This is a genomic window from Bacillus sp. NSP9.1, from assembly GCF_000465465.2.
Classification (GTDB): Bacteria; Bacillota; Bacilli; order Bacillales; family Bacillaceae; genus Bacillus; species Bacillus sonorensis_A.
This window is the reverse complement of record NZ_CP048273.1, coordinates 3523544-3549737: the sequence shown is the minus strand read 5'-3', so window position 1 is coordinate 3549737 and position 26194 is coordinate 3523544. Positions and strand designations below refer to the sequence as shown.

The window sequence follows — 26194 nt, the reverse complement described above, 5'->3', positions numbered from 1 at the left end:
AGCCGGCGTCAGTCGTAACATATGGATAAAGGAGTGTGATCATCATGAAGTTTGCCGATTTTTCCGCTGTGCAGGTCAGAATGGCACGGCCGACAGACCGCATGAGTGCAGTCATCGATTTTTATGAAAAAGGGCTGGGATTAGAAAGGCTTGGCGAATTTTCCGGACATGCCGGTTATGACGGTGTGATGTTCGGCCTGCCGAATGAAAAATACCATCTGGAGTTCACTTCCCATGTCAGCGGAAGCCCCTGCCCCGCACCGACAAAAGACAATTTGCTCGTGTTTTACATGCCTGATTCGCATGAAATCAAGGCCATTTTGCAGAGGCTCGCTGCTATGGGATATCAAGAAGTGCCGCCGGAAAATCCATATTGGAAAGACAAAGGCGTGACAGTCGAAGATCCTGATGGATGGCGAATCGTCCTGATGAATACCGAAGGCATCTAAACTTCTGCCAACTCTTGCGCCCATTCTTTGGCCTGCCTGCGGACAATTTCGAGGAAAGCCGTCATGGCAGGCGACAGCCATTTGTTTTTATGATAAGCCATTTGTGTAGAAAAAAGGGCGTCGCGGACCATTGTGCCCTGAAGCTTCCCTTCGCTGATGTCAGTCCTCGTCGTGATCAATGGCAGGAGAGAGACGCCTAAACCGCACATCACGCATTGTTTTATCGCCTCTACACTCCAAAACTCCATCGTATGATCGGTTATGACGCCTTGTTTTTGCAAGTATTCCTCAAAAAAGTCCCTGTAGCTGCAGCCGTGTTCCGTGTATAAGAACGTTTCATTCGCGGAAAAAGCCAGGTCGTCAAAGGCTGTCTCACCGGATGGATGTCCCTTTGGAAACACGAACACCATCGGCTCTGCGACAAGACTTTCGATCTGAAGGTCATCCTCTTTGCGCTCCTTATCCAATAGAAAAGCGATGTCAATTTTACCCTGTTTCAGCTCATCCCTCAGCTGCCAGCATGTTGAGGACTTTAATGTCACCGTCACCTGCGGATATTGGCTTGTAAATTCATGAAGAATCGCAGGCAATCTGTAAACGGTTAAAGACTCGGAAGCCCCGATGGTTAAGTTTCCCGACGGTTCCTGGTCATTTTCGGGAATGTGCCTCGCTTTTTCATAAAGCTCTATCATTTCCGCCGCATAAGGGAGAAGGTGTTTCCCCGCTTCTGTCAAGAGCATTTTTTTCCCCAGCCGGTAGAACAACGGCTTTCTGATTTCCTGTTCGATCGCCTGAATGTGTGATGTCACGGTTGATTGCGCATAGCCCAAATAATCGGCCGCTCTTGTATAGCCTCCGATTTCCACAATGGTTTTGAACGTTTTCAGATGCCGGATTTCCATTTCAACTATCTCCTTTTTTTCTAATATCGAAAAATTCGAATCTTGGAATCGATAATATCTATTTTACTGATTAAACAAACAAGATTACAATCATTTTAAATTGCTTCTTGGAAGGGTTGTGCTCATTATGAAAGAAAAAAAGCTTGGGTCCGTGTTGCTAAGCGGTTTAATGACAGGGCCTATTTTAGGATCGGGGATTATTTTATTGCCGCCGATGATTCATCAGATAGCGGGGGATTACGCGATTTTTGCGTGGCTGCTGATGATGGGCATCGGCTTTTTATTTGCCTGGGTCTTTGCCAGGTTAAGCGTTGAGCATCCGAATGATGCGGGGGTCGCCTATGCGGCTGAAAAAGCGTTCGGTCCCCGGATCAAAAAGGTTGCTGTCTTTTATTTTATCATGGCTGCCAGCTTCGGACCCGCCGCAGTGTTAATGACGGCAAGCGAATATATTCATTCGCTTGCAGGCGATGTTTCGATCCCCGCCGCAGGATATGGTTTTTTGTTTTTCATCATTTGCATGATTGTCCTGTGCTTTAATCTTTCGTTTGTCGGGATGGTTTCCTTCATCTTTTCCACGGCGGCTGCGCTCGTCTTGTTTGGGAGCAGTGTGGCATCCGTTCCTCATTTCAGGGAGGGGCCGCTCGTGGAAGGGACATTTCAGTTTGCCGATTTTGGCTGGGGGTTGCTTTTGCTGTTTTGGGCGTTGGTCGGCTGGGAAATCGTCGGCAATTACAGCATGGAGGTGAAAGACCGGAAGAAAACCATTCCCCGGGCCGTCATGATCAGCTGTCTCACGGTAACCGTGATTTACCTGGTGACAGCCGCGGCTGTTCAATGGATTGATCCTGAGCGCTTTGAAAGCGGACAGTTGAAGCTTGTGATCATGCTGACACCGCTGTTCGGTTCTTTTGCATTGCCGGTGATTGCGGTCCTGACTGCTGTCCTGTGTATGAGCGCTTATTTTCAGGTTGCGGGCGGAGTTGCCAGGCTTATAGCTTCGCAAGCCGGCGGGTTTTTTGCGTACCGGTCAAAGAGCAATCAGCCGCTTGCAGCTTTAGGATTGATATTCTGCATCCATACGATGGTTTTTGTCTGTTTGTTTTTTCACATTCTGAATGTTGAGGCCCTGGTTGCGATTGCAAACGCCTTTTTCATCTGCCATTCGCTGTGCGGTCTGGCCGCTGCTTATAAGCTGCTATCCGGCCTTGTTTACCAAATGGTTTGCCTTTTTTTAACGGCATGTTTTTTACTGCTTCTCCTTTTTTCATCACCATGGGTATTGTTGTTTATCTTTCTTATGACCGCCTTTTTTGTTTTGAACAAGGCTCGCGTTTTCAGCTGGAAAAAGGTAAAAAGCCCTTTCAAATCGTATTAATGAATCAAGCGATAAAAAGAAAGGAGCACCAATATGCGCAAACACCTTTTCAAATTGCTCGGCGATTTGCCGGAAAAAAGGGACATTCAAGCCAGCACCCTTAGGATTGAAGAAAAGGAATCATTCATGGTTGAAACGCTTTTGCTTGACTTAAACGGGATGGAACCGGTTCCGGCTTATTTTGCAAAGCCGAAGCATGCGAAGGGCCCGCTTCCAGCCGTGCTTTATTGCCATTCCCACGGCGGGCGTTATGAGAGAGGAAAAAAAGAGCTTCTTGAAGGTGCGGAATATTTAGCGTCGCCGCCATATGCCGAGGAGCTCACATCCCTTGGGTTCTCAGCGCTTGCCATCGATCATTGGGCGTTCGGAGACAGGCGCGGGAAAACGGAAAGCGAGACGTTTAAAGAAATGCTGTGGACAGGCCGGGTGATGTGGGGAATGATGGTGTACGACAGCCTGAGGGCTCTCGACTATCTAGAAGCCAGGGATGATTCGGACAGCAGCCGGATGGCAACGCTTGGAATGTCAATGGGGGGAGTGATGGCCTGGTGGACGGCGGCATTGGATGAACGGGTCAGCGTATGCGTTGATATGTGCGGCCAAGTCGACAGTGAAACACTGCTCAAAACGCAAAACCTGGACCGCCACAATCTGTATTTTTACGTTCCGGGGCTCGTCAAGCACTTCTCCACTGCCCAAATCGAAAGTCTGATCGCACCAAGGCCGCATCTGAGCCTTGTCGGGACAGCGGACAAACTGACGCCTGTCACAGGAATTGACATCATTGAGGAAAAGCTTTCTTCTGTGTATAAAGAAAAAAACGCGGGCGAACGCTATGAAGTGTTCCGCTCTCATTCCGGCCACATTGAAACGGCTGTGATGAGGCAGAAAGCGCTTGACTTTTTAAAAACGTGGCTCTGAACAGGAGGAATGAAAAAGCTGTGAAAAAGGTGATGATTTTCGGAGGAAACGGAACGGTGGGGCGCATTTTAGCCAAGGGGCTGTCACGGGACGGGTATGAGCTGACGGTCATGGATTTGAAAAAGCCTGAATCGGCAATGTCAGCCCGGTTTGTCCGCGGTGATGCAACAGATTATGAACAGGTGGTAAACAGTATTCCGGCGCGGACAGACGTGCTGATCAACCTTTTGGCTGTAAAGCCGTCCGGCGATCTCCTTGACCGAAATGAATTCGAGAAAATGACCGGCATCTACTTTAAAGCGACGTACAGCATTTTGCGGGCGGCAGCCGAGTGCGGTGTTCCCAAAGTTATTTTTGCCAGCAGCAACCATGTCACAGATGTTTATGAAAAAGACGGGGTGTCTCTTTTAGAGAGGGAGATCCAGACAGATGACTACCCGCAGTCCAAAAGCTTGTACGGACTGTTGAAATTGGCTTCCGAAAACCTCGGTCATTTGTTTGCACATCATTCAGAGGCTCCGCATTCCGTTATCAATTTGCGGATCGGAACAGCGGCTGACAACGAAAAAGAAACGCTTCATAAAAAGCCGAGAACAATCAAAACACTGTTGTCGCACACGGACCTTATCAGTATTTTTAAAGCCGCCATCGAATCCGGGATCACGTATGGTACATATTACGCAGTCAGCGACAATCCACAGAAGCCGTGGTCGATTGACTCAGCTGTCCGCGAGCTGGGCTACACGCCGAAAGTCAACACGTCAGACCTTCTCGGGACCTGACATGTCATTTCTTAAGGTCATAATCCGATTCTCCGTTTTCCCGCCCCTGCTTAAAAAATGATTATAGACGCTCTCACCTCTGTTTGCTACATTTTAGACACGATATCGTAATTTTTTGATAGCGCTTACAAGGAGGGGTGGAATGACGATCAGACATTCTGCAGGTAGCCGTTTGTTTGACATATTGAATTATTCATTTTTAGCGGGATTTGGACTGGTTTGTGTACTGCCGTTTATCCATGTGATAGCCGCTTCTTTTGCGACAGTGGAAGAGGTGATTTCGAAAAAGTTCATTTTAATCCCGACGACTTTTTCACTGGAGGCGTACAAATATATTTTTTCGACCGATATTGTCTACAGAAGCTTAATCATTTCCATTCTTGTGACGGCCGCAGGAACGGCGGTCAGCATGTTTCTTTCCTCACTGATGGCCTACGGATTGTCGAGAAGAGAGCTGGCGGGCAGACGGGTGCTGATGTTTTTAGTCGTCTTTACGATGCTCTTCAGCGGCGGTATGATCCCGACATTTCTCGTCGTCAAAACACTTGGACTCTTGGATTCCTACTGGTCTCTGATTCTCCCGACCGCCATCAATGCCTTTAACCTGATCATTTTAAAAAATTTCTTTCAAAATATCCCGGATAGTTTGGAAGAATCAGCGAAAATGGACGGCTGCAATGATCTGGGGATTTTCTTCCGCATCATTCTGCCGCTGTCCCTGCCGGCGATTGCGACGATTTCACTGTTCTATGCCGTCACCTATTGGAACACGTATATGCAGGCGATTCTGTATTTGAATGATTCGACGAAGTGGCCGATTCAGGTTCTGCTTCGGCAAATCGTGATTGTATCAAGCGGAATGCAGGGAGATATGACGGAAATGGGAGCGGCTTCACCGCCTCCGGAGCAAACGATTAAAATGGCGGTTATCGTCGTTGCGACCATACCGGTGCTGCTCGTATATCCGTTTATTCAAAAGCACTTTGCAAAGGGAGCGTTATTAGGATCTATAAAAGGATGAAAACGGAGGGGACGATATGGGGAAAAAATGGCTGATCCCGATGTTGATGCTGCTGCTTTTGGCGGGGGGATTGCTGGGCTGCTCGAAGGGAGCCGACCAGGCTTCTTCAAAGGATGAGAAGGTGGATCTTGATTCTCCCCTTGATTTGAGCTGGATGGTGATTCTCTATCACCAGCAGCCGCCAAAGGATACGGCGATTAAAAAAATTGAAGAGCTCACCAATACAAAGCTTGATTTAATGTGGGTGCCTGATGCGGTCAAAGAAGACCGCTTGAATTCCGCCCTCGCCGCCGGAAACCTGCCGAAAGTGGTCACCATTCAGGACATCAAAAATTCATCTGTCATGAATGCCTTCAGATCGGGGATGTTTTGGGAAGTCGGCCCTTATTTAAAGGATTATCCGAATCTGAGCAAAATGAACAAGCTCATCAATAAAAATGCATCAATCGATGGAAAGCTTTACGGCATCTACAGAGAGCGCCCGCTATCAAGACAAGGGATCGTCATCCGCAAAGATTGGCTCGACAACCTGGGTCTCGAGATGCCGAAAACATTGGATGATTTATACAAAACGGCCAAAGCGTTTACAGAAAATGATCCAGATCAAGACGGAAAGCAGGATACGATTGGATTTGCCGACAGAAATGATCTGATTTACGGGGCGTTTAAAACATTGGGTTCATATATGGGGATGCCGACAGACTGGAAAGAACAGAACGGCAAGTTTACCCCTGCTTTCATGACGACAGCATATATGGACACCATGAAGTATATGAAAAAGTTGTATGACGAAGGGCTGATCAATAAGGATTTTCCGGTAACAAGCAAAACACAGCAGCAGGAGCTGTTTTCTCAAGGGAAATCCGGCATTTATGTAGGAAACATGGTCGATGCCGTCAATTTAAGAGACCAGTCTGTTGATGACAAGATGGAGCTTGATATCATCAACCGCATCAAAGGACCTGACGGGAAAGAACACGTCTGGGCATCCGGCGGACATAATGGAATCTTCGCCTTTCCGAAAACGAGCGTCAAAACGGAGAAAGAGCTGAAACGGATTTTAGCCTTTTTTGACCGAATTGCAGAAGAGGATGTCTACAGCCTGATGACATACGGCATCGAAGGGGTTCACTACAAAAAAGAAGGGGATCAACATTTCAAACGCATTGAGAAAAACCTGAAAGACTGGCAAGCCGAAATTCAGCCGCTTGTCTCACTTGTCGGCATTGATAAAGCCTATTTGAAAAACACGGGAGATCCGCTTCGTTCAAAATATGAAGAGCTGACAGAAGACAATCAAAAGATCATCGTCTCAAACCCGGCTGAGAGCCTGTACTCCCAAACCGAATCGGAAAGGGGAGATGAACTGCAAAAGATCATCGATGATGCCACATATCAATTCATCCTCGGGAAGATAGATGAAAGCCAATTTGAACAAGCGGTCGAAAAATGGCGCTCAAACGGCGGCGATCAAGTGATAAAGGAGTATGAAGAAGCGTTTCAAAAAGCGGAGAAATAGGAGACAATCCCGGCCCCCCGGGATTGTTTTTATGTAATTTTGACTCTATAGGATGGGGCGATTTCGCCTGCTACTGAACAGTCTGTTCTGGTTCTAAAATAACCAATTGATGTTTTTGAGGCATCCTCCTTCTTACTCAATTGGATCTTTGTCTTTTAAATGCTCTAATAATCAGAAATACAGTACCGATAACGGCTAAGATGGAAACTATTAAAGTTCCTAATGGCATTTAATGACCTCCTAACAGGAAGTATCCTTTTCATGTATTATTTTAAATCATTTAACATAAATGTAAACCCATGGCGGCTTATGTCCAGCATAATTGGGGACATCAAAAATAATAACCACCCTTGATGACGGGTGGTTATTATTTATGCCGAATGATTTTTCAATTCGCGGTACTTTCCGGGTGTGATCCCTTCCAGTTTTTTGAATGAACGGATGAAGTTTTGCGGATTTTTATATTTCAGTTTTTCAGAGATTTCTTTGACGGACAAGGTCGTTTCGGTCAGCCAGCTTTTCGCGATATGATGACGGTATGATGATAAATATTCGCTGAATGATATCTTCATTTCTTTTCGGAAAATGCTGCTTAAATAATTCGGGTTGTAATGGAGTCTTCCGGCGATGGATTCAAGGGTCAGATCGGTATCGAACTCCTGCTGGATGATATGGACGATTTGCTCTGAGATGTTTTTGTACTGCGATTCTTCTCTGACTGAGAGCGTCTCGATCATTTTTCCGATCATCTGTCTGTTCAGCCAGCTTTCGATCTCTTCCAATGTGGTCAGCTCAAATATATCGTCATACAGCATTTTGTTTCCATCCGATTCGAACAGTTCGATGCCGAGCAGGTGCATATATTCGATTAAGTTGTTCAGCAGTCTCGCAATGGCGACCTGGCATTGATGCGGGTTCGCGTTCTCAGAGCAGATGGCGTCCAGCAAAAGCCGGAGCTTCTCGGCTGCTTTTTCCTCTTCACACGCTTTAATCGCTTCAAACAACTCATTTTGAATCTGTTTGGGAAACTGGGTCAGCAACGCTTTGTTCCGGTCAAGATGCTCAAAGAAAATGACCGCGCGCTTTCCGGATTGCAGCCTGTATGTTAAGGCTTCAAGACCTTCCAGATAAGCATGCTTGGACATGGAAAGGCTTGTAAAAGGCTGGCTGATGCCGATGCTGACATGGAGTCCGAGCTCCTTATGGATTTTTTCCTGAATGGACACGGCGGCCGTTTTTAAATATTGGTGAAATCTGTCGAGTGACTGGCCGCGGTTGATGATGATGGTTGTTTGCGTTTTGTCGATGACGACTGGCGGCAGCCGCTTTTCTTGCGGCACGGCGCGTTCCGCAAGACTGTTGATCGCAAACAGCAGGACATCGAGATCCTTTTTTTCATATGCCGTACCTTTCAGTGTATCAATCTGCAAACTAAAGATGGAGAGATGGCTCCAATCTTCGGGAAATCCGAGCCCTGAGAAGCGCTCTTTGATTTCCTCTTCCGTCAGCTTGCCGAGCAAAAGTCTTGTCAAAAAATACTGCCTCAATTGTGAGACCTGCTGCTTCACCCGTATCGTGAGGTCATGATTTCTATCTTTCATCTCTTTAATATTCCGCTCAATCAATTCGAATTCGCTTTCAGGCCGCTTTTTCCCGGAGTCGGTTCCTGAGGTGAAGCCTGAGACGGATTCATAAAGAACCTTGATTGGCTTGTAGAAATGGCGTGATCCGAACCAGGAAAACAAGCATGAAAGCGCTAACAAAATGGCGCAGATCGTAAAGGTGAACCAGCCGATTGAAGTGGTTTGCTGATAGAGCTCAGGCATGGTCGTGAGAGAAATGTATATCCAGTTGTTATAGTCGGATTTCTGGTATGTAATGTTGTAATTTGTATCATTGATCATTGTATCAAACTGCCCGTTTTTTGTTGACAGCCTGCGGATTTTTTTGAAGTACCCTTCATTTTTGATCGATTGTCCGATCATGGAGGGCTTGGGATGCAGCATAATCCGGCCGTTGTCATCGAGCGCCATCATGCTGCTTGTTTTTGATTTGAGCGGCATTCTTTTCACGAGCGAGCAGGAAGGAATGCTTGCGATCGCAAGACCTTTGTTTTCCATGCTGTTCAAAGGAAGCTGTTTGACCAGGTTGATATTGTACGGGCAGTTTTCAGCTGTTCCTTCCTTTGTAGCGACAAGGGCATTGTTTTTTTCAAGCACCCAGCTTGACCGGCTTTTTAGCGAGTTGTAGAGCGAGATCATCAGGGCTTGCCGCCGCTGATCCAAATGGTATAGCCCCGAATTGTTGATATACCACTTTTTTTCTTCACTGATCAAGGTGATATCGCTCAAGTCGGTGTCAAATGTCTGCAGCTTGTTTAATTCTTTATTGATTTGGTTGTACAGCTGAAAGCGTTCTGGCGTGATGCTCAGGCTTAGCGTCTGAATTAAAGGGTAGGAACGGACATAATGGGTGAAGGAATGATCAACCGTTTTTAAAATATGTTCGATATTCAATTGCGCCTGGCCAACGGTTTGGAGCTTTTCGTTTGTGACGTTTTGTTCAATCGTCTCCGCTGATCTTTGATAGGAAAAAAAGCCGACGATGACGACCGGAATGGTGCTGAGAATCAAAAAGAAGGTCACCAGCTTATAGTAAAACTTATATTGTTTCCTTTTCATAAATTCCCCCCCAACCGAGTCTGGAAATGAATTGCTCATATATAATTAATCCGACTTTTGTGTGAATTTGTCAATAATCATTTCCTAATCAACGTTTCATTTTATTAGATCTTAAAGCTTGGAAAGAAAGCAGCGGGCGATGTGATGATATGATTGTAGACTGCATTTTGCGGCCTGATTTAAAGTGGAAGCAAACACCGTGAAGGGAGGCCGTTTATGAAAGCTGCACAAGTTCCGACCGGGAAGGAAAAGGCCCTGATTGTCGGAAAAGAGAGAAAGACGCGTTTTTTTGAGAAAGCCCTTCAGCAAAAATATTTATATTTAATGATCCTTCCGGGATTGATTTACTTTCTTCTTTTCAAGTATGTACCGATGTGGGGAATTGTCATCGCCTTTCAGGATTACCAGCCATTTCTCGGCATAACGGGGAGCGAATGGGTCGGATTTAAGCATTTTGAAAGACTGTTTACAGAACCGACCTTTTTTATGCTGCTGAAGAACACGTTGGTGTTGTTTTTCTTAAACCTTGTCGTATTTTTTCCGATTCCGATTATTTTAGCTCTTTTGCTCAACGAAGTCAGAATCGCACTTTTTAAAAAATTTGTCCAGACGATGATTTATATTCCGCATTTTATGTCCTGGGTCATCGTCGTTTCGCTTTCATTTGTCCTGTTGACGGTGGACGGAGGGCTGATTAATGAGTTGATCGCCTATTTTGGCGGGGAAAAAATCAACTTTTTGCTGAATGAAAACTGGTTCAGGCCGATGTATATTCTTCAGGTCATCTGGAGGGAGGCCGGATGGTCGACGATCATTTATTTGGCGGCGATGACCGCGGTCGATCCGCAGCTTTACGAAGCGGCAAAAATGGATGGGGCCAATCGCCTGCGGAGGATGTGGCATGTTACCCTGCCGGCGATCAGAAGCGTGATTGTCGTACTGCTGATTCTGAAAATCGGCGATACCTTGGAGCTTGGATTTGAGCATGTGTACCTGCTGTTGAATGCTACGAACCGGGAAGTAGCCGAGATCTTTGATACGTATGTGTATACGGCCGGGTTAAAGCAGGGGCAATTCAGCTACAGCACGGCTGTCGGTTTGTTCAAAGCCGCTGTGGGACTCGTGCTGGTCATGTTTGCGAACAGGATGGCCAAGAAGTTTGGAGAAGAAGGAATTTACTGAAAAATTCTTGAATGAAAGGATTTGAGTGAAATGAACCAATCTCTCGCCACAAAATCACCGCTTTTTGTCGCTGAGGAAGCAGCCAAAACAATAATGAAAGCGTATACAGTAGACAGGCTGCCCCCCGCCGGACGCTGGCACTACCATCAAGGCGTGTTTTTGTGCGGTCTTATTCATCTTTGGAATGAAACGGGAAAACAGACGTATTTTAATTATGTAAAAGATTACGTTGATGATCTCGTTGATGAGTACGGAAACTTTTATTTCGCAAGAGATGAGCTGGATGCCATTCAAGCAGGGCTTCTCTTATTTCCTTTGTATGAAGAGACGGGAGATGAACGCTACCTGAAGGCGGCGAAAAAGCTGCGGGGCCTTTTTGAAACGCTCAATCAAACGGCAGAAGGCGGCTTTTGGCACAAAGATAAATACCCTTACCAAATGTGGCTTGACGGTTTGTATATGTGCGGACCATTCGCCCTGAAATTCGCGCGGGCCTTCAATGAGCCGGAGCTTCACGATATGGTCGTCCTCGAAGAAAATTTGATGAGAAAGCATACAAAAGACGCTCGGACAGGATTGTATTACCATGCCTGGGACGAGAAAAGAAAAATGCCGTGGGCCGATCCGGAGTCAGGCTGCTCCCCTGAGTTTTGGGGAAGATCGATCGGCTGGTACGCCCTTGCACTGAGCGATATGATCGAGCTCCTCCCGCAGCATCACGAAAAAAGACGGGAATGGACGGCAACGCTTCAAGAAATGGTGAAAAGCCTCGCCGATTTTCAGGATGAGGAAACAGGGCTCTGGTACCAGGTCGTTGATAAAGGCGGACGGGAGGACAACTGGCTTGAAAGCTCCTGTTCATGCCTGTATATATACGTGATGGCAAAAGGGACGCGGATGGGCTATATCGACCCGTCATATCAAAAAAAGGCGCTAAAGGGATACAGGGGGCTTCTGGCGGAGAAAATCGAGTTCAGCCTTGAGGAAGGCCTGCTGCTAAAAGACATTTGCGTCGGCACATCAGCAGGAACGTATGAGTATTATGTCGGCCGCGACAAAAGCACCAATGATCTGCACGGAGTCGGCGCCTTGATCATGGCGCTTACAGAGCTTGAGAGAAGCAGCCGCTTTGTGGACGGAGGAGAAAGGTGAGAAAGCTTGTTTGGCTATTCATGCCGGCCATCGCTGCCTTTATTCTTTCTGCCTGCGGAAAGGGCGAGGCGGCGGGGACGGATGTTTTTGTCTTTTCCGATGCGCCGGAACAAGTTAAGCAGAACATCGGGAAAGCCGCCGGGAAAGAGGGCTTGCATGTTACGGCTTTCCCGGCTTCACCCGAAAAATTGCTTGTTGAAATCGCAGCGAAAGAAGGAGATCTGTTTATCGTTCCAGAAGACATGTTTGAACCTTTTTACGATCCTGAAGGACTTCAGCCGCTCAAGGCTCGATCAGAAGAGCGGTCGCCATACAGTGCTGCCGGCAAAAACGGCCGGGAGCAGATGTATGCCGCCATCATTAAAAAAGGGGAAAAACGTTTGAACGGCTACACGTTTCAACTGAACACGGATATGGCTGCATTTATTCCGGTCTATGCAAAGAAAACCTCTGAAGCGGTGAAGCTCATTCAGACGCTTCAAGGTCAATGAACAGAGGGGTGCCAATGAAAAAATATGCGATTTGCGGGCTGAGCGGCCGCGCCATCAATATGTTTATCGAGCCTCTTCTGAAGCAATACCGACGGAAGCACTCGATCGCCGCGCTTTTGGATGATGATCCGCTGCGGGAAGCCGTCTGCAAAAAGAGATTTCCGGAGCTTGGGCCGGTACCTTTTTTTCGCGCTGAACGATTTGAGGCCATGCTTGAGGAAGTCAAACCTGACGCTGTGATTGTTGCGGGCCGCGATGATACACATGCCCGCTATATTTTGGGCGCTTTAAAAAAGAATATCGACGTGATTGCTGAAAAGCCGATGGTGACAACAGCCGGGGATGCAAGAGCTGTATTGGAAGCCGAAAAGGCCAGCAAAGGCAGAGTGACCGTCACGTTCAACTACCGCTATAATCCATTCCACCGCAAAATTAAAGAGATGATTCTTGCAGGAAAGCTCGGCACCATTACATCGGTTGACCTGAACTGGTATATCGACACGTACCATGGAGCGAGCTATTTTAAGCGCTGGAACAGAATGAGAAAGTACTCCGGCGGGCTTTCCGTCCATAAGTCCACACACCACTTCGATCTTGTCAATTGGTGGCTTGATCAAAAACCCCGTGAAGTCTTTTCCTACGGCGGTCTGAACTACTACGGACCGGACGGTGAAATGAACCCTGAAAAAGGGGAGCCGCGTTATTGCGGGACATGTCACGTCAAAAAGAAATGCCGTTACTATATGAGATGGAAAGACGGCGATCCCGAGGATGACCACATCAAAGCGGATGACAATCAGCATCTTTTATACTCCGGCTACCGGCCTGACGCTTGTATATTCGATGAAGAAATCGACATCGAAGACACCTACGCCGCCGTTTTGAAATATGACGGGGGTGCCATATTGAATTATTCGCTGCTTTTTTCCGCTCCGTATGAAGGCTACCGCCTTGCGATCAACGGTACAAAAGGAAGGCTGGAAACGAAAGAATACCATGCTCCAGGAAGAATTCCTTTTGAAGTGGATGAGCAGACGATCGACTATTTTCCGCTGTTCGAGTCGAAAGAAACGATCCGCGTCGTTCAGAAGCCCGGCGGACATGGCGGCGGAGATCCCCTGCTTATGGAGGAGCTGTTTTCAGGAAAAGACCCTTTGAGGGATTACGAGATTCTGGCTGGGGCTGAAGCCGGCGCCTATTCGATCGCAGCCGGGGAAGGATTGTGGCGTTCCATCAAGGAAAAAAGGCCGATCGACATTCGAGAGCTTCTTCAGGTCCAAGCCATACACTGAAAAGGGGGCTAAAAACGTGGAACAGGATGTCTCCATGGGAAGAGTGCTGAGCTTTTGCGAGTGGGTGATGAGATTTTCTTATGCCAATCTGCTGTGGTTTGCGTTTACACTTTTCGGGTTTGGTGTATTCGGATTTATGCCGGCGACCGCCGCTTTATTTGCCGTCACAAGGAAATGGGTGATGGGCCGCTCGGACATTCCGATCTTTCGGACGTTTTGGCAGGCGTACCGCGGGGAATTTTTCCGCGCGAACGCAATCGGCTTCATTCTATTGATCGTTGGAGCGATTATTTATGTTGATCTGGCATTTATTCATCCGGAAAATCTATTTTTGCACATTCTTCGTTTCGTCATTATGGTGTTCGGGTTTTTATACGTCATCATGCTGTTCTATGTGTTTCCGCTTCTGGCCCATTTCGACTGGAAAAAGCGGTTGTATTTAAAATTTTCCCTGCTTCTCGGGATTTCGTACCTGCAATATACCTTGACGATGATCGCGCTTACCGCCTTGCTGTTTGCCGTTTTTGCCTACCTGCCGGGAATCGTTCCATTTTTCAGCGTCAGCCTGCTCGGTTATTCGATCATGTGGCTGGCCTATCAAGTCCTGAAAAAGGCGGAAGCAACGGGTCCGGCGGAGCGGTCTCACTCAGCGGAAGCGTGACACTGCACCTGCGTTTATGAAGCGGGTGTGTTTTTTCATGAAAGGAGGCGGTACACATGAGCAAAGAAAATGATAAACGCTATATTCACTGGATCGATCAGGCTGTTCAAGACAGTCTTAATCAAGACGGCGGTGTTCAATCTCTGCCCGGCTTCGGCAAACCGCTCTCAAAAGAAGCGCTTCAAGGAGACGCGCTTTCCAGCACGCTGAAAAACGCCAAATATCTGCCCGAATGGCTGAAGCTGCAAAAGGAAATAAAGCAAGAAATCGAAAAAGCCAGCAAATCGAATAAACGGGAAGAAGAGATTGAAGACATCAACCGGAAAATCAAAAAATACAATCTTTCCTGTCCAAGCCAGTTCCAAAAGGGCCTTGTGACAGCGCAAAATCTCGAAAGCCAGCTGAAGCACTGGAGCTGACCGATTAGAAAATTGATTGCTAACAACAATCATTTTCTGTAAAATAAAGTTATAAAAAGGAAATAATAGTATGGCCATTTTTTGAAAATAAGAAAGGATGAATCAAGAAGTGGATGCGAAAACGGCGTACGAAAAGGCGGCCGGACTTTTGAACCGATGGTATACCATGATCAAGCGCCATGAAGCGCTCCAAGCTGTATCTTTAAAGTACGAGATTAAGAGGCTGCTTTCGGGAATGGAGAAACAAGGAGATTTACAGCTTTATTTTCATCTGCTCGATTACAGGTTCAAATTGATGACCGAACAGTTTGCCGAATCTGCCGAGCTTTTCAGAGAAATCAAACGACAGAAGGAAACGATTGTGCATGCTGATGATGTTATTCAATACTATTTCTACTTTTTTTCCGGCATGTACGAATTTCATGAGAAAAATTATCTTGAGGCGATCAGCTGCTACAAGAAAGCGGAAAACAAACTATATAAACTGACAGATGAAATCGAAAAAGCGGAATTTCATTATAAAATCGCGGGCGCCTACTATCAGATTAATGATCATTTCCGTTCGATGAACCATGCCGAAAAAGCGCTTTCCATCTTCAGCAAACATGACGATTACATAGATAAAGCGATTGGATGCGACATGATTCTCGGTTCGAACCAGTTTGACCTGTTCCGCATGAAGCAGGGGGAGAAGCACTACCGACGGGCATTGGATCAGGCCGTTTCTCTTCAAAATGAAAGAATTATCGGACTCATCCATCATAATATGGGACTGAAGTATGCGAATCGGAACATGCCTCTTTTGGCGGAGGAGCATTTTCGAAAGGCGCTTGCCGTTGATCTCCATAAGCGGTCCGTTTTTGGCATCAACACCATCTTCGAACTTTCTCATCTCATGTATAAAAACGGCCGCCGCGAAGAAGCGAGCCGGCTCTGCAAAAAGGGCTTTTCCAGGTCTGTCGAAGATGGTGAGGAAGAATATACGGCGAAATTCAGGCTTATTTTTGCCTTGTATGATACCGGAAATCCGCTGGATATCGAATTTTCATTGGAATACCTGGCAGGTAAGAAGCTGTGGGTGGATGTCGCCGAATTGACAAAAGATATTGCCGATTACTATCTGTGCTCGGGTGATGACAAAAAAAGTGATTTGTATCTTGAGAAATCCCGTTGTGCAAGAAATCAAATATGCAAAGTGAAGGAGGGGATCATATGAAAAAGGTCATTTGCTTTTCAGCTGTCATGCTGGTCTGTCTGGTTGGAGCGGGCATGGCAGAGGGAGCCGCCGCGGGCAGCGGATCTTTCCAATCGTTTGGAAAATCGATCTTTCCCGACAACAAGCTGAACCAAAGCACCCTCCGATAGAAATCCGCTCCTGACTTTTGCTATAATATGTTCACGTACATGATAAAGGGAGCTGGAAATATGACAGTAAAAGAAATCACACCTGACAAGCTGCAGGAAAAGCTTTCAAAAGGAGAAACGCTCAACATCATTGATGTCAGGGAAGATGAAGAAGTGGCCGAAGGCATGATCCCGGAAGCCGTTCATATTAAGATGGGTGACATACCGGAAAAGATCGACATCTTTCAAAAAGATCAATCTTATATTTTTGTCTGCCGCTCAGGGAAGCGCAGTGAGAACGTCTGCCTCTACCTGAAGGACAAAGGATTTGACGTGACAAACATGATCGGCGGCATGCTTGAGTGGACCGGCGATACGAAGCCGAAAACAACATAAGGTCTTAGCTTCTTATCTTGGCGGTAAGAAGCTTTTTCATTTTGCAATGCGAACGTCGCCAAGCGCCTCACAGTCTCTTTTTTGATCATAACTTCGGCTGTTCGTGAATACCTTTCATATAGAAAGGAGAGAGCGTATGCTGAAGGTTGCCGTATTTGATGAAGAACACGAAAAAGATTTGCAGCACGAAATCAACGAATTTTTAAAAAAGCTGTCCGAAGACCAGCTGGTCGATATAAAATATGACGTATCTGCCGCATGCGACCCTCAAGGCGAACAGCTTTACTGTTTTTCGGCACTTATTTTATACAGGAAATAACAGACTTTATAATCTATTATTGACAACATTGAAAACGAGATCAACTAGGCGCTGGAAAGTCGTGATCGGATGAGAGATAAAAATATGAATAAAGGGCTGATTTTCAGCCCTTTAGTTAAAAATCATTATTGGATTGCGACACTTCCTGAATGTCCTAAGCTGGGATCTTTCCAAAAAATATTCAAGTTAGGCTTTATATAGCCGCGAAGACTATTTGAAGTATAGTATTGAACACTCCATAGCTGTTTCACTTTTTGACCTCTAAAATAAGGGTTTGCTAAACCAGAATCCATTAAACTACCATAAGAAGGAATTGGATTGCCAGTATACGTATATTTGCCTTCACCTTTTTCATTAAATAAAGCCACATGGGTATTACTGAAATTCATGCCTGCATTGGAATCTAATCCATAACGAATATTGATCGATTCTATTACAGCTGTATCAGGAATGCTGTCAATGTTTCTAAGATCCCAGTACGCTTTTTGAGACCATACATTTTTTCCATAAACACCAACTAGTAGACTTGGAGTGCTTGGTCCAGCACTGTAGTATGTTGCTGCAGAGCTGCTGCTAGGGAAAACAAAAAGAGAAATTGCGGCTGCTAATGAAGCCAAACTGATCATGATTTTTTTCATTTTAAACGCTCCTTTAAACAATTTTAATGAATGTTATGAAATGGCACCTCCTCCAATTTTTTTATCGGCAAATTCTAAGGGAAATTTAGTAAAAAAAAGAAAAATTAATTTAAGTCTTCATGTGTTATTCAAGCAAATGATAAATAAAGAATGTAGTAAACAGTCGAACTTGAGAAGTATAAAAGATGATTTCAGAACAAAAGAAATGAGTAGCATCAGCTTGTACAGAAAGCGTGATCTTCTTTATATGCTGGAATGATACTTCATAGGCCATTAAAAACATCCAAAATGATTGTACACACAAGACCTGATACTGCGGTGACGGCGGAAAGCATCGTATAAGTTCCCAAAGCTTCCTGCTCCTGTCGCCAGCGCATTTCAAAGATAAAGAAAAAGCCGGCTTTAGCCGGCTTTTATTGAAGTTATTCAGTTATGCTTTTTTCACCCGAGGGCTTCTCGGTTTTTGAAATTGTTCGGACTTTTTAATCTCTTTCCGTTCTTGGGACAGAGATTTGTAAAGCGATACGATCATGAAGATGATCACGATTGAAAATGGCAGAGCGGCCAGGATCGCGGTGTTTTGCAACGCCGATAGTCCGCCTGAATACAGAAGCGCCGCAGCCATTGCTGACTGGATGATGCCCCATGATATCTTGACCGAATTTTCAGGGTTCAGTGAACCGTAAGTCGTTTGCATTCCGAGAACAAATGTTGCCGAGTCTGCAGAAGTGATAAAGAATACGGCAATGAGCACCAAGGCAACGATAGATGTAATCATAGTCAGCGGGTAGTGGTCAAATGTTCCAAACAGCATCGTGTCTGTAGACAGTTTTGCAATGTTAAAGGTCCCTTTTTGCTGAAGATCCATCGCTGAAACCCCGAAAATTGAAAACCATAGAAACGCCAGCACAGTAGGCGCAAACAAGACGGCAATCAAAAATTCCCTGATTGTGCGCCCCCTTGATACGCGGGCGATGAAAATACCGACAAACGGCGACCAGGAGATCCACCAAGCCCAGTAGAAAATCGTCCATGAATTGATCCATTCACGGCTGTCCGGATCATTAGGCGCAAGGCGGAAGCTCATTTGCACTACGTTGGAGATATACGTTCCAAGCGTGTCCGTAAACGAGTTCATAATCAATACCGTCGGTCCGACGAACAGCATAAAGATCATCAGGATGCCGGCCAGCACTATGTTCGTATTGCTCAAGTACTTGATGCCTTTTCCGATTCCGCTCCATGAGGAAATTAAGAACAGAACGGTGATGATTGCAATGATCGCCAGCTGCACCTGGAAGCTGTTCGGTACTCCGAATAGATAATGGAGTCCGCCGTTGATCTGCGTGGCGCCGATTCCGAGACTTGTCGCTACACCGACGACGGTTGCAAATACAGCGATGCAGTCAATCCCTTTTCCAAGCGGTCCGTTGACTCTGTCGCCGAAGACCGGAAACAGAGTCGCGCTGATCAAGCCAGGCGCATCTTTTCTGAATTTAAAGTACGCGATGCAAAGAGCGACGATCGCATAAATTGCCCATGCATGCAATCCCCAGTGGAAAAATGTATACCTCAGAGAATCTCTGAAGGCCCGGGCTGTTTCTGTTTCACCTGATGGAGAGCTAATGGCATAATGGCTGATCGGTTCAGCCGCGCCATAAAATACGAGACCAATGCCCATACCTGCGCTAAAAAGCATGGCAAACCAAGATAAGCGAGAGAATTCAGGTTTTTCTTCCGGTTTCCCCAGCTTGATCTTTCCGATCGGACTGAAGATCAAAAAGATGCTGAACGCTACAAATAGAGAAACCACCAATAAGTAATACCATCCAAGTGTATTCGTGATATATCCTTGAATCGAACTCGTTAACGCTTGTAGGTTATCCGGAGCAACGATTCCCCATAATACTGCTGCTGATGTGATAACAATCACAATCCAAAAAACGCTTGAGATATTTTTCAAATTCATCCTCACCCTCTAAATCATTTTTCGTCCTTCTTCCCATCCATATGTTTAGTATGAGTTGCACATAAAAATTTCATTCTCTCTCAGGAGGTTTGGCCTAGCTTCTCCTATTACCCCACAATCAGGTGAAACAAAACTCTTTAACCGTAACATACTTTTCAAAAAAGGCACAAGTCTGAATCTTGGCGCGGATGCCTCGCAAATCCTTGTTTGTCAAGGGGTTGAGGTTATTTTATTTTTTTCTTTGAGCGATTGAAAATTCGCCTGCATTCAAGCCGGCCAGCCTTCCGGTGACAAGGGCTGATGTGATATTGTACCCACCTGTATATCCGTGAATATCAAGAATCTCCCCGCAGAAATAGAGACCGTCCATTTTTTTGGAGGCCATTTTTTTAGGATCGACTTCTTTTACGGAAACACCGCCGCCTGTCACAAAGGCTTTATCGAGCGAAAGCGTGCCGTTCACACTGACGGTCAGCTCCTTGCAATCTTTGACGAACGCTCTGAAACGGTCTTTGGAAAGAGATGAAAAGGTTTCAGAAGGATCGATCTGATTGCGTTCGAAAAGAAAGAGCAGATACCTTTCCTGCATCCATGATTTCAGCGCGTTTTTCAGCGTTTTTTTCGTCGCGTCTTTCAGCTCTTTTTGCATCCGTTGAAAAAGCTGCTCTTCGTGAAGCTCAGGGAACAAATCGATCTTCAGTCTGACTGTTTCCTGTTTCTTTAATTCCTTCACGACAAATTGACTGCATCGCAGAATGGCGGGGCCTGAAAGGCCAAAATGCGTAAAAATCATATCCATCCTGTGGGTGATGACAGGCTTTCCTTTTTTGTTCAGCACACTGACGGCGACATTTCTCAATGATAAGCCCTGCAAGGTTTTTTGTTTAATAAAAGGCTCGGCCGATGTGACCGGAACTTCTGTCGGAAAGAGCTCTGTAATCGTGTGGCCCGCTTTTTCAGCCCATGCATAGCCGTCTCCCGTCGACCCGGTATGGGGCACGCTTTTGCCTCCAACCGCCACAACGACTGATGAGGCTGGAATGTTTTCTCCGTTGTTTGTGATGATGCCGCATGCTTTCTGATCCTTATATATGACCGATTTGACACTTTCGTTCGTCCGGATTGTCACATGCAGCTGCTCAAGCCTTTTCAACAGGGCGTCGACAACGCTCTGCGCTTTGTCGGAAACGGGAAACATTCTTCCGTGGTCCTCTTCCTTCAGCTTGACACCGAGGCGCTCGAAAAATGCGATGATGTCTTCATTGTTAAATTCGGAAAAAGCGCTGTATAGGAAGCGTCCGTTTCCGGGAATATGGCGGATGATTTCATCCACGGGAAGACGGTTGGTGACATTGCAGCGTCCGCCTCCTGAAATGGCCAGCTTGCGTCCGAGTTTGTTACCTTTGTCGATCAAGAGAACATCGGCCCCTTGCTCACCGGCCGCGATGGCGGCCATAAGCCCGGAAGGTCCTCCGCCGATGACAATACAATCGAATTGACTCATAAACATATCCTCAACTTTCCTTTGTGTAAAGCCTGCCGGATGCAGAGATGCCTCAGAAAGTGACAAATCATCATCCGCGCTTCATTTTATATTATAACGAAATAACGCCCCCTTTAGAAAACGATGAAGCAAGTTCTGTTAAAATTTAGCCATGTTATTATTACCTAGGTGAAGCACCTGTGTGTTAAAATAGAAAAGTTGAATCTATTGTAGAAAAATGGTGATTGGGAACATGTCAAGCAAACTGTTAAGAGGCACGTTTACATTAACGCTTGGTACCTATATTTCAAGGATCCTTGGAATGATCTATTTGATTCCGTTCGGAGCTATGGTCGGTGCCACGGGCGGTGCCCTGTTCCAGTACGGTTATAATCAATACACGATGTTTTTGAGCATTGCCACGATGGGTTTTCCGGCGGCTGTGTCCAAGTTTGTGTCGAAATATAATTCGATCGGTGATTACGAGACAACGAGAAGGATGCTGCGCGCGGGAATGTCGATGATGCTCGTCACGGGCATTATTGCTTTTTCGATTCTTTACATGTCCGCTCCGTTTTTTGCACAGGTGGCCCTCGGCGGTGCAGAGAACAACGGACTGACGATTGAACATGTCGTTTACGTCATCCGCATGGTCAGTCTGGCTTTACTGGTCGTGCCGATATTAGCACTTGTCAGGGGATTTTTCCAAGGTCATCAGATGATGGGGCCCACAGCCGTTTCACAAGTGGTTGAGCAAATTGCCAGAATCGTCTTTCTTTTAACCGCCACATATTTGGTGATGAAAGTATTGAACGGCGGTCTCGTCGTAGCTGTCGGCTATGCGACTTTCGCCGCTTTGATCGGTGCGTTTGCCGGGCTTTTCACCCTTTATTTTTCCTGGCAGAAACGGAAAGGCGCACTGCTGGCGCTAAAGCCGAATCTCGTTCCGCCATCCAATATTACGTATACGCAGATGTTTAAGGAGCTGTTCTGCTATGCCGCTCCTTACGTGTTTGTCGGGCTGGCGATTCCGCTTTATCAGTATATTGATACGAATACGTTCAATAAGGCGATGATTGAAGCGGGCTATGGCGACATCAGCCAGGACATGCTGGCGATTGTGACGCTGTATGTTCCCAAGTTGGTGATGATCCCGGTATCTCTTGCGACGGCCTTCGGACTGACGCTGATCCCGGCGATGACCGAAAACTTCACCAACAAAAATTTTCCCGCTTTAAACAGACAGATTGATCAGGCGATGCAGATCATTCTTTTCATCGTCCTTCCGGCATCAGTCGGTATGGCGCTCCTTTCAGGACCGGTGTACACGTTCTTTTATGGATCTGACAACCTGCACCCTGAAATGGGACAAAATATCCTATTCTGGTATGCACCCCTGGCCTTGTTATTTTCTCTATTCACTGTCAATGCAGCGATGCTGCAGGGTGTGAACAAGCAGAAATTTGCGGTGGTCAGCCTGTTGATCGGAATCATCATCAAAATCGCGCTCAACGTTCCTTTGATCAAGCTGTTTCAGGGGAACGGTTCGATTTTGGCGACAGCCCTCGGCTATTCAGCATCCTTGCTATACGGTTTCATTATGATCAAACGCCATGCAGGATATTCCTATCGAAAATTGTTTAAAAGGCTTTTGCTGATGATGATTCTGACGGCGGTTATGGGAATTGTTTTATGGGTTGTCCAAGCGTTGCTCGGCTTATTTATTTCCTATGAAGGCGGACCGATTCGTTCCGCCATCGTGATCCTCATCACATCCGCGGCCGGCAGTGCGATCTATCTGTATTTGGCTTATCGGCTGAAACTGCTGGAAAAAATCTTCGGTCAGCGGCTAAATCGCTTTTTCAAAAGAAAAGCCTGATGAGCAGGCTTTTCTTTTGATCTGGAAGGGAGACATGCTGTATGAGATTGGATAAGTTTCTGTCGCACAGCGGCTACGGCTCGAGAAAAGATGTCAAAAAAATGCTGAAAAACGGCGCGGTGGCATTAGACGGCAAAATGGTCAAGGATGCGAAAGCACAGGTTGATCCAGATGCGGATGAAGTGACGGTGTACGGTGAGCCTGTCTTTTATCAGGAGTTCATCTATCTGATGATGAATAAGCCCCAGGGGGTGCTTTCGGCAACGGAGGACAGCCGTCAGCAGACGGTTGTTGATCTGCTCGATCCCGAGCTTTTAAGGTTTGAGCCGTTTCCTGTCGGACGGCTTGACAAAGATACGGAAGGCCTGCTGATTCTTACCAATGACGGGCAGCTGTCGCATCAGCTTTTGTCGCCTAAAAAACACGTGCCGAAAACATATGAAGTGCATGTTGATCAGCCGATGACACCGGAGGCTGCCGCTCAGCTTGAGACAGGAGTTGACATCGGCGAAGGATATATGACTAAGCCTGCCAAAGCGGTGATACAGGATGAAAACAGCTGCCGGCTGCTTTTGACGATCACGGAAGGAAAGTTTCATCAGGTCAAGCGGATGCTGAAGGCCGTCGGCCGCGAAGTGATCTTTTTGAAGCGGCTGAAAATGGGGGATGTCGAGCTCGATCCAAAGCTTCTGCCTGGAGAATACAGGGAGCTGAAAGAATCCGAACTTGAGGCATTAAAAAACAAAAGACACTCTGATCATTCGAGTGTCTGAAAGAATTGGCAGAGCCCGTATTCTATGAAAAGCAGTGGAGCATCAAACGTACTTGACGTTTGGTGCTTTTTGTATGTTTAATGGTTGTCTTATATGATATTTTGCGTTAATGTTCTATTTTTCAGAATATTTCTACGAGGAGATTTTTACTTTTTTTCTTGTTGTTTCCCATTTGCCTCTGCTGGGGCTATGAACTAAATCGTTGTATGCCAACACATTCAGATCACGCTGGATTGTTCTCGGTGTAGTGCCAAATTCATCAACCAGTTCCTGGGTTGTAACGAGTCCTTTTTCTTGAATGAACATGTAGACTGATTTGATCCTGGTTAGCATTCGGTTTGTTGAAGGTTTCAAACAACCACTCCCTATCGTATGATCGAATGGACTTGACTACCACAACTTACGACTCCAAAATGCAGCATGGACGATTTGTGATCACTTTCCCTGAAAATGATCAATAAATATTATACACGATGATCTAGACAAATATCCAGCAAAAAACCCGTTCCAAATTCATGAAAAAAACGAAAAACGCGGGGAAATCCCCATACACCAACGTTCATTTTAATAAAAAAAACAAACTTTTTCCTGATTGATACGTAATAAAAAACAGAGGTGGTGAATTCGGTGAAGCTTTCAGTACATATTGAACAAGCAGGATATGAAGAGGAGAAACCGACGATTGAAAACATTGCATTTACTGTTGGAGCAGGCGAGCTTGTCGGCTTAATCGGTCCGAACGGGGCGGGAAAAAGCACGACGATCAAAACGATTCTCGGTTTAACTAGGCATGTGACCGGCGAGATAAACTGGAATGAAACACCAAAATATGCATACATACCAGAGCAGCCAAGCTTTTATGATGAATTGACCCTTTGGGAGCACATCACAGCTTTAGGGACTTTTTTACAGGAGGACGAGTCTGTTTTTTATCGCAGAGCCAATCGGCTCATGGAGCAATTTTCATTGGAGCATGCCGTTCATGAGTATCCGGGTACATTTTCAAAAGGGATGCAGCAAAAGCTGATGCTCATCCATGCTTTTCTGATGAAGCCCGATTTATATATTATTGACGAACCGTTTATCGGACTTGATCCGATCGCAAACCGGCTTTTTTTGGATATGCTGAAAGAAGAGCAACAGCGGGGAGCGGGGATTCTCCTGTGCACACATGTTCTCGATACCGCGGAAAAAATCTGCGACCGCTTTTTGCTGCTTACAAACGGCAGCTTGGTGATGCAGGGAACGCTTGAAGAGCTCCGAGTGAAGACCGGCTTGCCGGAAGGATCGCTGCTCGATTGTTTTTATGAGGCGGTAAAGGGTGGAGCCCTATGAATGGACGATCACTGTTTCGAAGCAGGCTCAAGGCGGATTATCGGTATCAGCTCGGCGTTCTGAACCTGGTGATTGACTGGACGGTTTGGCTGTATATCGTTTTGCCCGGTATCGCGATTTTAGTCTATCAGTATATCAAATGGGTGAATGGCGGAGCTGTGACGCAGCATGAATGGCATGCGGGGATGGTTTTACTGATCCCGGCGCTTTTTACGCTGTTTGGATCGGTGCGGACGTTTCTGATGGAAGCGGATCAGCTGTATCTTTTACAGAAAAAAACCGTCATTTTTGAGATGAAAGTATGCGGGTTTGTTTATTGCCTGTTGCTTCAGCTTTGCAAATGGCTGTTGTTAATCGCGGTTTGTGCTCCTGTTTACATCAATAAGTTGCAGATGGATCTGTCAGTTTGTATCGCTGTTTTCTTTTTCTATCTCTGTATCAATCTGTTCATGATTAGTTTAAAACAGCTGCACCTCAAAAGGCCGCCCCGCTTGAAATACCGGCTATTGCATGCGGGAGAGGTGCTGCTCGTTTTGATCTGCGCTTCGTTCGCCGTTCTATCCGCTTCTATGTATGTGCTTATAGGGGTCGCACTGGTGCTGGCTGTGGCGGCGGTGTACAGCATCATGGCTTCGCTTAAGGATCTGTTTCTTTTTTACGATCAAGTTGATGCTGAGACGAAGCACAAGCTGAAGCTGGCTGCATTTTTCTTATCTTTTAACCAGGATGGCACCATCCCCAAGCCCGGGAAAACAATGAGGGCGAAAAAGCCGAGGCTGTTTTTTAGAAAGTCTCAGCCCCTTTTTCAAACGCGAACGGTGCAAAATGGCTGCCGGGAAGTGTTTTTCAAAGTGATGCTGCGCCATCCCGATTATAAAAGACAGCTCATTCGACTGATCAGCATTTTTACGGCGCTGATTCTGTTAGGGCCGGTCTGGCTGAAAGCGATAGCCCTTTTGATTTTTGCCGCCGCTTACCGAAATCTGGTGGCCATCCAGTTTGACAAGGTGATGGAACGCTCTTATTTATTGGGGGCGGATCATGACAGCACCGCTTATCGTGAAGCAAGGCGCAGCTGTATCAATTGGCTGTTTTTCCCGGGGCTCATCTGGTGCTGTGTCAACCTGGCCGTCAGCCTATTGTTCAAAGCTCCGTCTTCTTTTTAAGATGGGATGCATTGTCGTCCAGGAGATATAAAACCCCCGTTT

The 26194-nt window shown here is 46.2% G+C and carries 26 protein-coding genes; 20 read left to right on the top strand and 6 right to left on the bottom strand.

The window, feature by feature from the left end:
• The first annotated feature begins 44 nt into the window (after nucleotides 1–44).
• A complete protein-coding gene (locus M654_RS18445; RefSeq protein ID WP_026588335.1) occupies nucleotides 45–449 on the top strand; it encodes a VOC family protein in 405 nt (134 codons plus the stop codon).
• Here the strand turns inward: M654_RS18445 and M654_RS18440 are convergent.
• Nucleotides 446–1351, bottom strand: coding sequence for a LysR family transcriptional regulator (locus tag M654_RS18440; protein WP_026588334.1), 906 nt, complete (start codon nucleotides 1349–1351; stop codon nucleotides 446–448). The genes M654_RS18445 and M654_RS18440 overlap by 4 nt on opposite strands.
• 127 nt (nucleotides 1352–1478) lie before the next feature.
• Between M654_RS18440 and M654_RS18435 the strand changes: the two genes are divergently transcribed.
• The 5 genes from M654_RS18435 to M654_RS18415 all read left to right on the top strand — a co-directional run bounded on the left by M654_RS18435 (nucleotide 1479) and on the right by M654_RS18415 (nucleotide 6972).
• Nucleotides 1479–2729, top strand: coding sequence for an APC family permease (locus M654_RS18435; RefSeq protein ID WP_026588333.1), 1251 nt, complete (start codon nucleotides 1479–1481; stop codon nucleotides 2727–2729).
• Between the two features lie 33 nt (nucleotides 2730–2762).
• Nucleotides 2763–3650: a dienelactone hydrolase family protein gene (locus M654_RS18430; RefSeq protein ID WP_026588332.1), complete on the top strand. Its 888-nt coding sequence runs from the start codon at nucleotides 2763–2765 to the stop codon at nucleotides 3648–3650.
• Nucleotides 3651–3670: 20 nt separating this feature from the next.
• The gene (locus M654_RS18425; protein ID WP_026588331.1) at nucleotides 3671–4432 is read left to right on the top strand and encodes an NAD-dependent epimerase/dehydratase family protein; all 762 of its coding nucleotides are present in this window, start codon (nucleotides 3671–3673) and stop codon (nucleotides 4430–4432) included.
• Nucleotides 4433–4574: 142 nt separating this feature from the next.
• On the top strand, nucleotides 4575–5453 hold the full coding sequence (locus M654_RS18420; RefSeq protein WP_026588330.1) for a carbohydrate ABC transporter permease: 879 nt from the start codon (nucleotides 4575–4577) through the stop codon (nucleotides 5451–5453).
• A 16-nt stretch (nucleotides 5454–5469) separates the two neighbouring features.
• Nucleotides 5470–6972 carry an extracellular solute-binding protein gene (locus tag M654_RS18415; protein WP_026588329.1) on the top strand — a complete coding sequence of 501 codons (1503 nt, stop codon included), beginning with the start codon at nucleotides 5470–5472 and terminating at the stop codon, nucleotides 6970–6972.
• Nucleotides 6973–7343: 371 nt separating this feature from the next.
• Here the strand turns inward: M654_RS18415 and M654_RS18410 are convergent, their stop codons facing one another.
• A complete protein-coding gene (locus tag M654_RS18410; RefSeq protein ID WP_026588328.1) occupies nucleotides 7344–9653 on the bottom strand; it encodes a helix-turn-helix domain-containing protein in 2310 nt (769 codons plus the stop codon).
• A 216-nt stretch (nucleotides 9654–9869) separates the two neighbouring features.
• Between M654_RS18410 and M654_RS18405 the strand changes: the two genes are divergently transcribed.
• The 10 genes from M654_RS18405 (at nucleotide 9870) to M654_RS18365 (ending at nucleotide 16909) form a co-directional block, all read left to right on the top strand.
• Nucleotides 9870–10835 carry an ABC transporter permease gene (locus M654_RS18405; RefSeq protein WP_026588327.1) on the top strand — a complete coding sequence of 322 codons (966 nt, stop codon included), beginning with the start codon at nucleotides 9870–9872 and terminating at the stop codon, nucleotides 10833–10835.
• A 30-nt stretch (nucleotides 10836–10865) separates the two neighbouring features.
• Complete coding sequence (locus tag M654_RS18400) at nucleotides 10866–11987, top strand: glycoside hydrolase family 88/105 protein (protein WP_026588326.1); 1122 nt, start codon at nucleotides 10866–10868, stop codon at nucleotides 11985–11987.
• 20 nt (nucleotides 11988–12007) lie between these two features.
• The gene (locus M654_RS18395) at nucleotides 12008–12478 is read left to right on the top strand and encodes a hypothetical protein (protein ID WP_026588325.1); all 471 of its coding nucleotides are present in this window, start codon (nucleotides 12008–12010) and stop codon (nucleotides 12476–12478) included.
• A 14-nt stretch (nucleotides 12479–12492) separates the two neighbouring features.
• Complete coding sequence (locus M654_RS18390) at nucleotides 12493–13770, top strand: Gfo/Idh/MocA family protein (protein WP_026588324.1); 1278 nt, start codon at nucleotides 12493–12495, stop codon at nucleotides 13768–13770.
• A 16-nt stretch (nucleotides 13771–13786) separates the two neighbouring features.
• Nucleotides 13787–14431, top strand: a complete 645-nt coding sequence (locus M654_RS18385) for a YesL family protein (RefSeq protein WP_026588323.1) — start codon at nucleotides 13787–13789, stop codon at nucleotides 14429–14431.
• Between the two features lie 56 nt (nucleotides 14432–14487).
• Nucleotides 14488–14850: a DnaJ family domain-containing protein gene (locus M654_RS18380; RefSeq protein ID WP_026588322.1), complete on the top strand. Its 363-nt coding sequence runs from the start codon at nucleotides 14488–14490 to the stop codon at nucleotides 14848–14850.
• Nucleotides 14851–14959: 109 nt separating this feature from the next.
• Nucleotides 14960–16066, top strand: a complete 1107-nt coding sequence (locus M654_RS18375; protein ID WP_236251149.1) for a response regulator aspartate phosphatase — start codon at nucleotides 14960–14962, stop codon at nucleotides 16064–16066.
• Entirely contained in the window at nucleotides 16063–16215 is a 153-nt protein-coding gene (locus tag M654_RS23640; protein ID WP_179115699.1) for a hypothetical protein, read from the top strand. Before M654_RS18375 ends, M654_RS23640 begins: the two co-directional genes overlap by 4 nt.
• 60 nt (nucleotides 16216–16275) lie before the next feature.
• Nucleotides 16276–16590: a rhodanese-like domain-containing protein gene (locus tag M654_RS18370; protein WP_026588320.1), complete on the top strand. Its 315-nt coding sequence runs from the start codon at nucleotides 16276–16278 to the stop codon at nucleotides 16588–16590.
• Between the two features lie 136 nt (nucleotides 16591–16726).
• Nucleotides 16727–16909 (top strand): sporulation protein Cse60, encoded by a 183-nt coding sequence (locus M654_RS18365; protein WP_026588319.1) that lies wholly within the window; start codon nucleotides 16727–16729, stop codon nucleotides 16907–16909.
• Between the two features lie 125 nt (nucleotides 16910–17034).
• On the opposite strand, the gene M654_RS18360 is transcribed toward M654_RS18365, so the two are convergent.
• The 3 genes from M654_RS18360 to M654_RS18350 form a co-directional block, all read right to left on the bottom strand.
• The gene (locus M654_RS18360; RefSeq protein ID WP_026588318.1) at nucleotides 17035–17547 is read right to left on the bottom strand and encodes a hypothetical protein; all 513 of its coding nucleotides are present in this window, start codon (nucleotides 17545–17547) and stop codon (nucleotides 17035–17037) included.
• 430 nt (nucleotides 17548–17977) lie between these two features.
• Nucleotides 17978–19516, bottom strand: coding sequence for a glycine betaine transporter OpuD (opuD, locus tag M654_RS18355; protein ID WP_035428239.1), 1539 nt, complete (start codon nucleotides 19514–19516; stop codon nucleotides 17978–17980).
• A gap of 229 nt (nucleotides 19517–19745) precedes the next feature.
• Nucleotides 19746–21020 (bottom strand): BaiN/RdsA family NAD(P)/FAD-dependent oxidoreductase, encoded by a 1275-nt coding sequence (locus tag M654_RS18350; protein ID WP_026588315.1) that lies wholly within the window; start codon nucleotides 21018–21020, stop codon nucleotides 19746–19748.
• Nucleotides 21021–21252: 232 nt separating this feature from the next.
• Here M654_RS18350 and M654_RS18345 point away from each other — a divergent pair, with 232 nt between their 5' ends.
• The gene (locus M654_RS18345; protein ID WP_026588314.1) at nucleotides 21253–22878 is read left to right on the top strand and encodes a putative polysaccharide biosynthesis protein; all 1626 of its coding nucleotides are present in this window, start codon (nucleotides 21253–21255) and stop codon (nucleotides 22876–22878) included.
• Nucleotides 22879–22919: 41 nt separating this feature from the next.
• Entirely contained in the window at nucleotides 22920–23651 is a 732-nt protein-coding gene (locus M654_RS18340) for a pseudouridine synthase (protein WP_026588313.1), read from the top strand.
• Nucleotides 23652–23783: 132 nt separating this feature from the next.
• On the opposite strand, the gene M654_RS18335 is transcribed toward M654_RS18340, so the two are convergent.
• The gene (locus M654_RS18335) at nucleotides 23784–24005 is read right to left on the bottom strand and encodes a DeoR family transcriptional regulator (protein WP_003184500.1); all 222 of its coding nucleotides are present in this window, start codon (nucleotides 24003–24005) and stop codon (nucleotides 23784–23786) included.
• A gap of 273 nt (nucleotides 24006–24278) precedes the next feature.
• Between M654_RS18335 and M654_RS18330 the strand changes: the two genes are divergently transcribed.
• Nucleotides 24279–24986 (top strand): ABC transporter ATP-binding protein, encoded by a 708-nt coding sequence (locus tag M654_RS18330; protein WP_442858853.1) that lies wholly within the window; start codon nucleotides 24279–24281, stop codon nucleotides 24984–24986.
• Nucleotides 24983–26152 carry an ABC transporter permease gene (locus tag M654_RS18325; RefSeq protein WP_026588311.1) on the top strand — a complete coding sequence of 390 codons (1170 nt, stop codon included), beginning with the start codon at nucleotides 24983–24985 and terminating at the stop codon, nucleotides 26150–26152. The genes M654_RS18330 and M654_RS18325 overlap by 4 nt, the downstream gene beginning before the upstream one ends.
• The last annotated feature ends 42 nt before the right edge of the window (nucleotides 26153–26194 follow it).

What these genes read in the sequence shown, in the direction of transcription:
- M654_RS23640 (WP_179115699.1), top strand. Translation starts at nt 16,063, where the DNA reads ATGAAAAAGGTCATTTGCTTTTCAGCTGTCATGCTGGTCTGTCTGGTT.
- M654_RS18445 (WP_026588335.1), top strand. Translation starts at nt 45, where the DNA reads ATGAAGTTTGCCGATTTTTCCGCTGTGCAGGTCAGAATGGCACGGCCG.
- M654_RS18430 (WP_026588332.1), top strand. Translation starts at nt 2,763, where the DNA reads ATGCGCAAACACCTTTTCAAATTGCTCGGCGATTTGCCGGAAAAAAGG.
- M654_RS18420 (WP_026588330.1), top strand. Translation starts at nt 4,575, where the DNA reads ATGACGATCAGACATTCTGCAGGTAGCCGTTTGTTTGACATATTGAAT.
- M654_RS18380 (WP_026588322.1), top strand. Translation starts at nt 14,488, where the DNA reads ATGAGCAAAGAAAATGATAAACGCTATATTCACTGGATCGATCAGGCT.
- M654_RS18400 (WP_026588326.1), top strand. Translation starts at nt 10,866, where the DNA reads ATGAACCAATCTCTCGCCACAAAATCACCGCTTTTTGTCGCTGAGGAA.
- M654_RS18345 (WP_026588314.1), top strand. Translation starts at nt 21,253, where the DNA reads ATGTCAAGCAAACTGTTAAGAGGCACGTTTACATTAACGCTTGGTACC.
- M654_RS18350 (WP_026588315.1), bottom strand. Translation starts at nt 21,020, where the DNA reads ATGAGTCAATTCGATTGTATTGTCATCGGCGGAGGACCTTCCGGGCTT.
- M654_RS18390 (WP_026588324.1), top strand. Translation starts at nt 12,493, where the DNA reads ATGAAAAAATATGCGATTTGCGGGCTGAGCGGCCGCGCCATCAATATG.
- M654_RS18405 (WP_026588327.1), top strand. Translation starts at nt 9,870, where the DNA reads ATGAAAGCTGCACAAGTTCCGACCGGGAAGGAAAAGGCCCTGATTGTC.
- opuD (WP_035428239.1), bottom strand. Translation starts at nt 19,516, where the DNA reads ATGAATTTGAAAAATATCTCAAGCGTTTTTTGGATTGTGATTGTTATC.
- M654_RS18360 (WP_026588318.1), bottom strand. Translation starts at nt 17,547, where the DNA reads ATGAAAAAAATCATGATCAGTTTGGCTTCATTAGCAGCCGCAATTTCT.
- M654_RS18325 (WP_026588311.1), top strand. Translation starts at nt 24,983, where the DNA reads ATGAATGGACGATCACTGTTTCGAAGCAGGCTCAAGGCGGATTATCGG.
- M654_RS18440 (WP_026588334.1), bottom strand. Translation starts at nt 1,351, where the DNA reads ATGGAAATCCGGCATCTGAAAACGTTCAAAACCATTGTGGAAATCGGA.
- M654_RS18365 (WP_026588319.1), top strand. Translation starts at nt 16,727, where the DNA reads ATGCTGAAGGTTGCCGTATTTGATGAAGAACACGAAAAAGATTTGCAG.
- M654_RS18395 (WP_026588325.1), top strand. Translation starts at nt 12,008, where the DNA reads ATGCCGGCCATCGCTGCCTTTATTCTTTCTGCCTGCGGAAAGGGCGAG.
- M654_RS18435 (WP_026588333.1), top strand. Translation starts at nt 1,479, where the DNA reads ATGAAAGAAAAAAAGCTTGGGTCCGTGTTGCTAAGCGGTTTAATGACA.
- M654_RS18415 (WP_026588329.1), top strand. Translation starts at nt 5,470, where the DNA reads ATGGGGAAAAAATGGCTGATCCCGATGTTGATGCTGCTGCTTTTGGCG.
- M654_RS18370 (WP_026588320.1), top strand. Translation starts at nt 16,276, where the DNA reads ATGACAGTAAAAGAAATCACACCTGACAAGCTGCAGGAAAAGCTTTCA.
- M654_RS18340 (WP_026588313.1), top strand. Translation starts at nt 22,920, where the DNA reads ATGAGATTGGATAAGTTTCTGTCGCACAGCGGCTACGGCTCGAGAAAA.
- M654_RS18410 (WP_026588328.1), bottom strand. Translation starts at nt 9,653, where the DNA reads ATGAAAAGGAAACAATATAAGTTTTACTATAAGCTGGTGACCTTCTTT.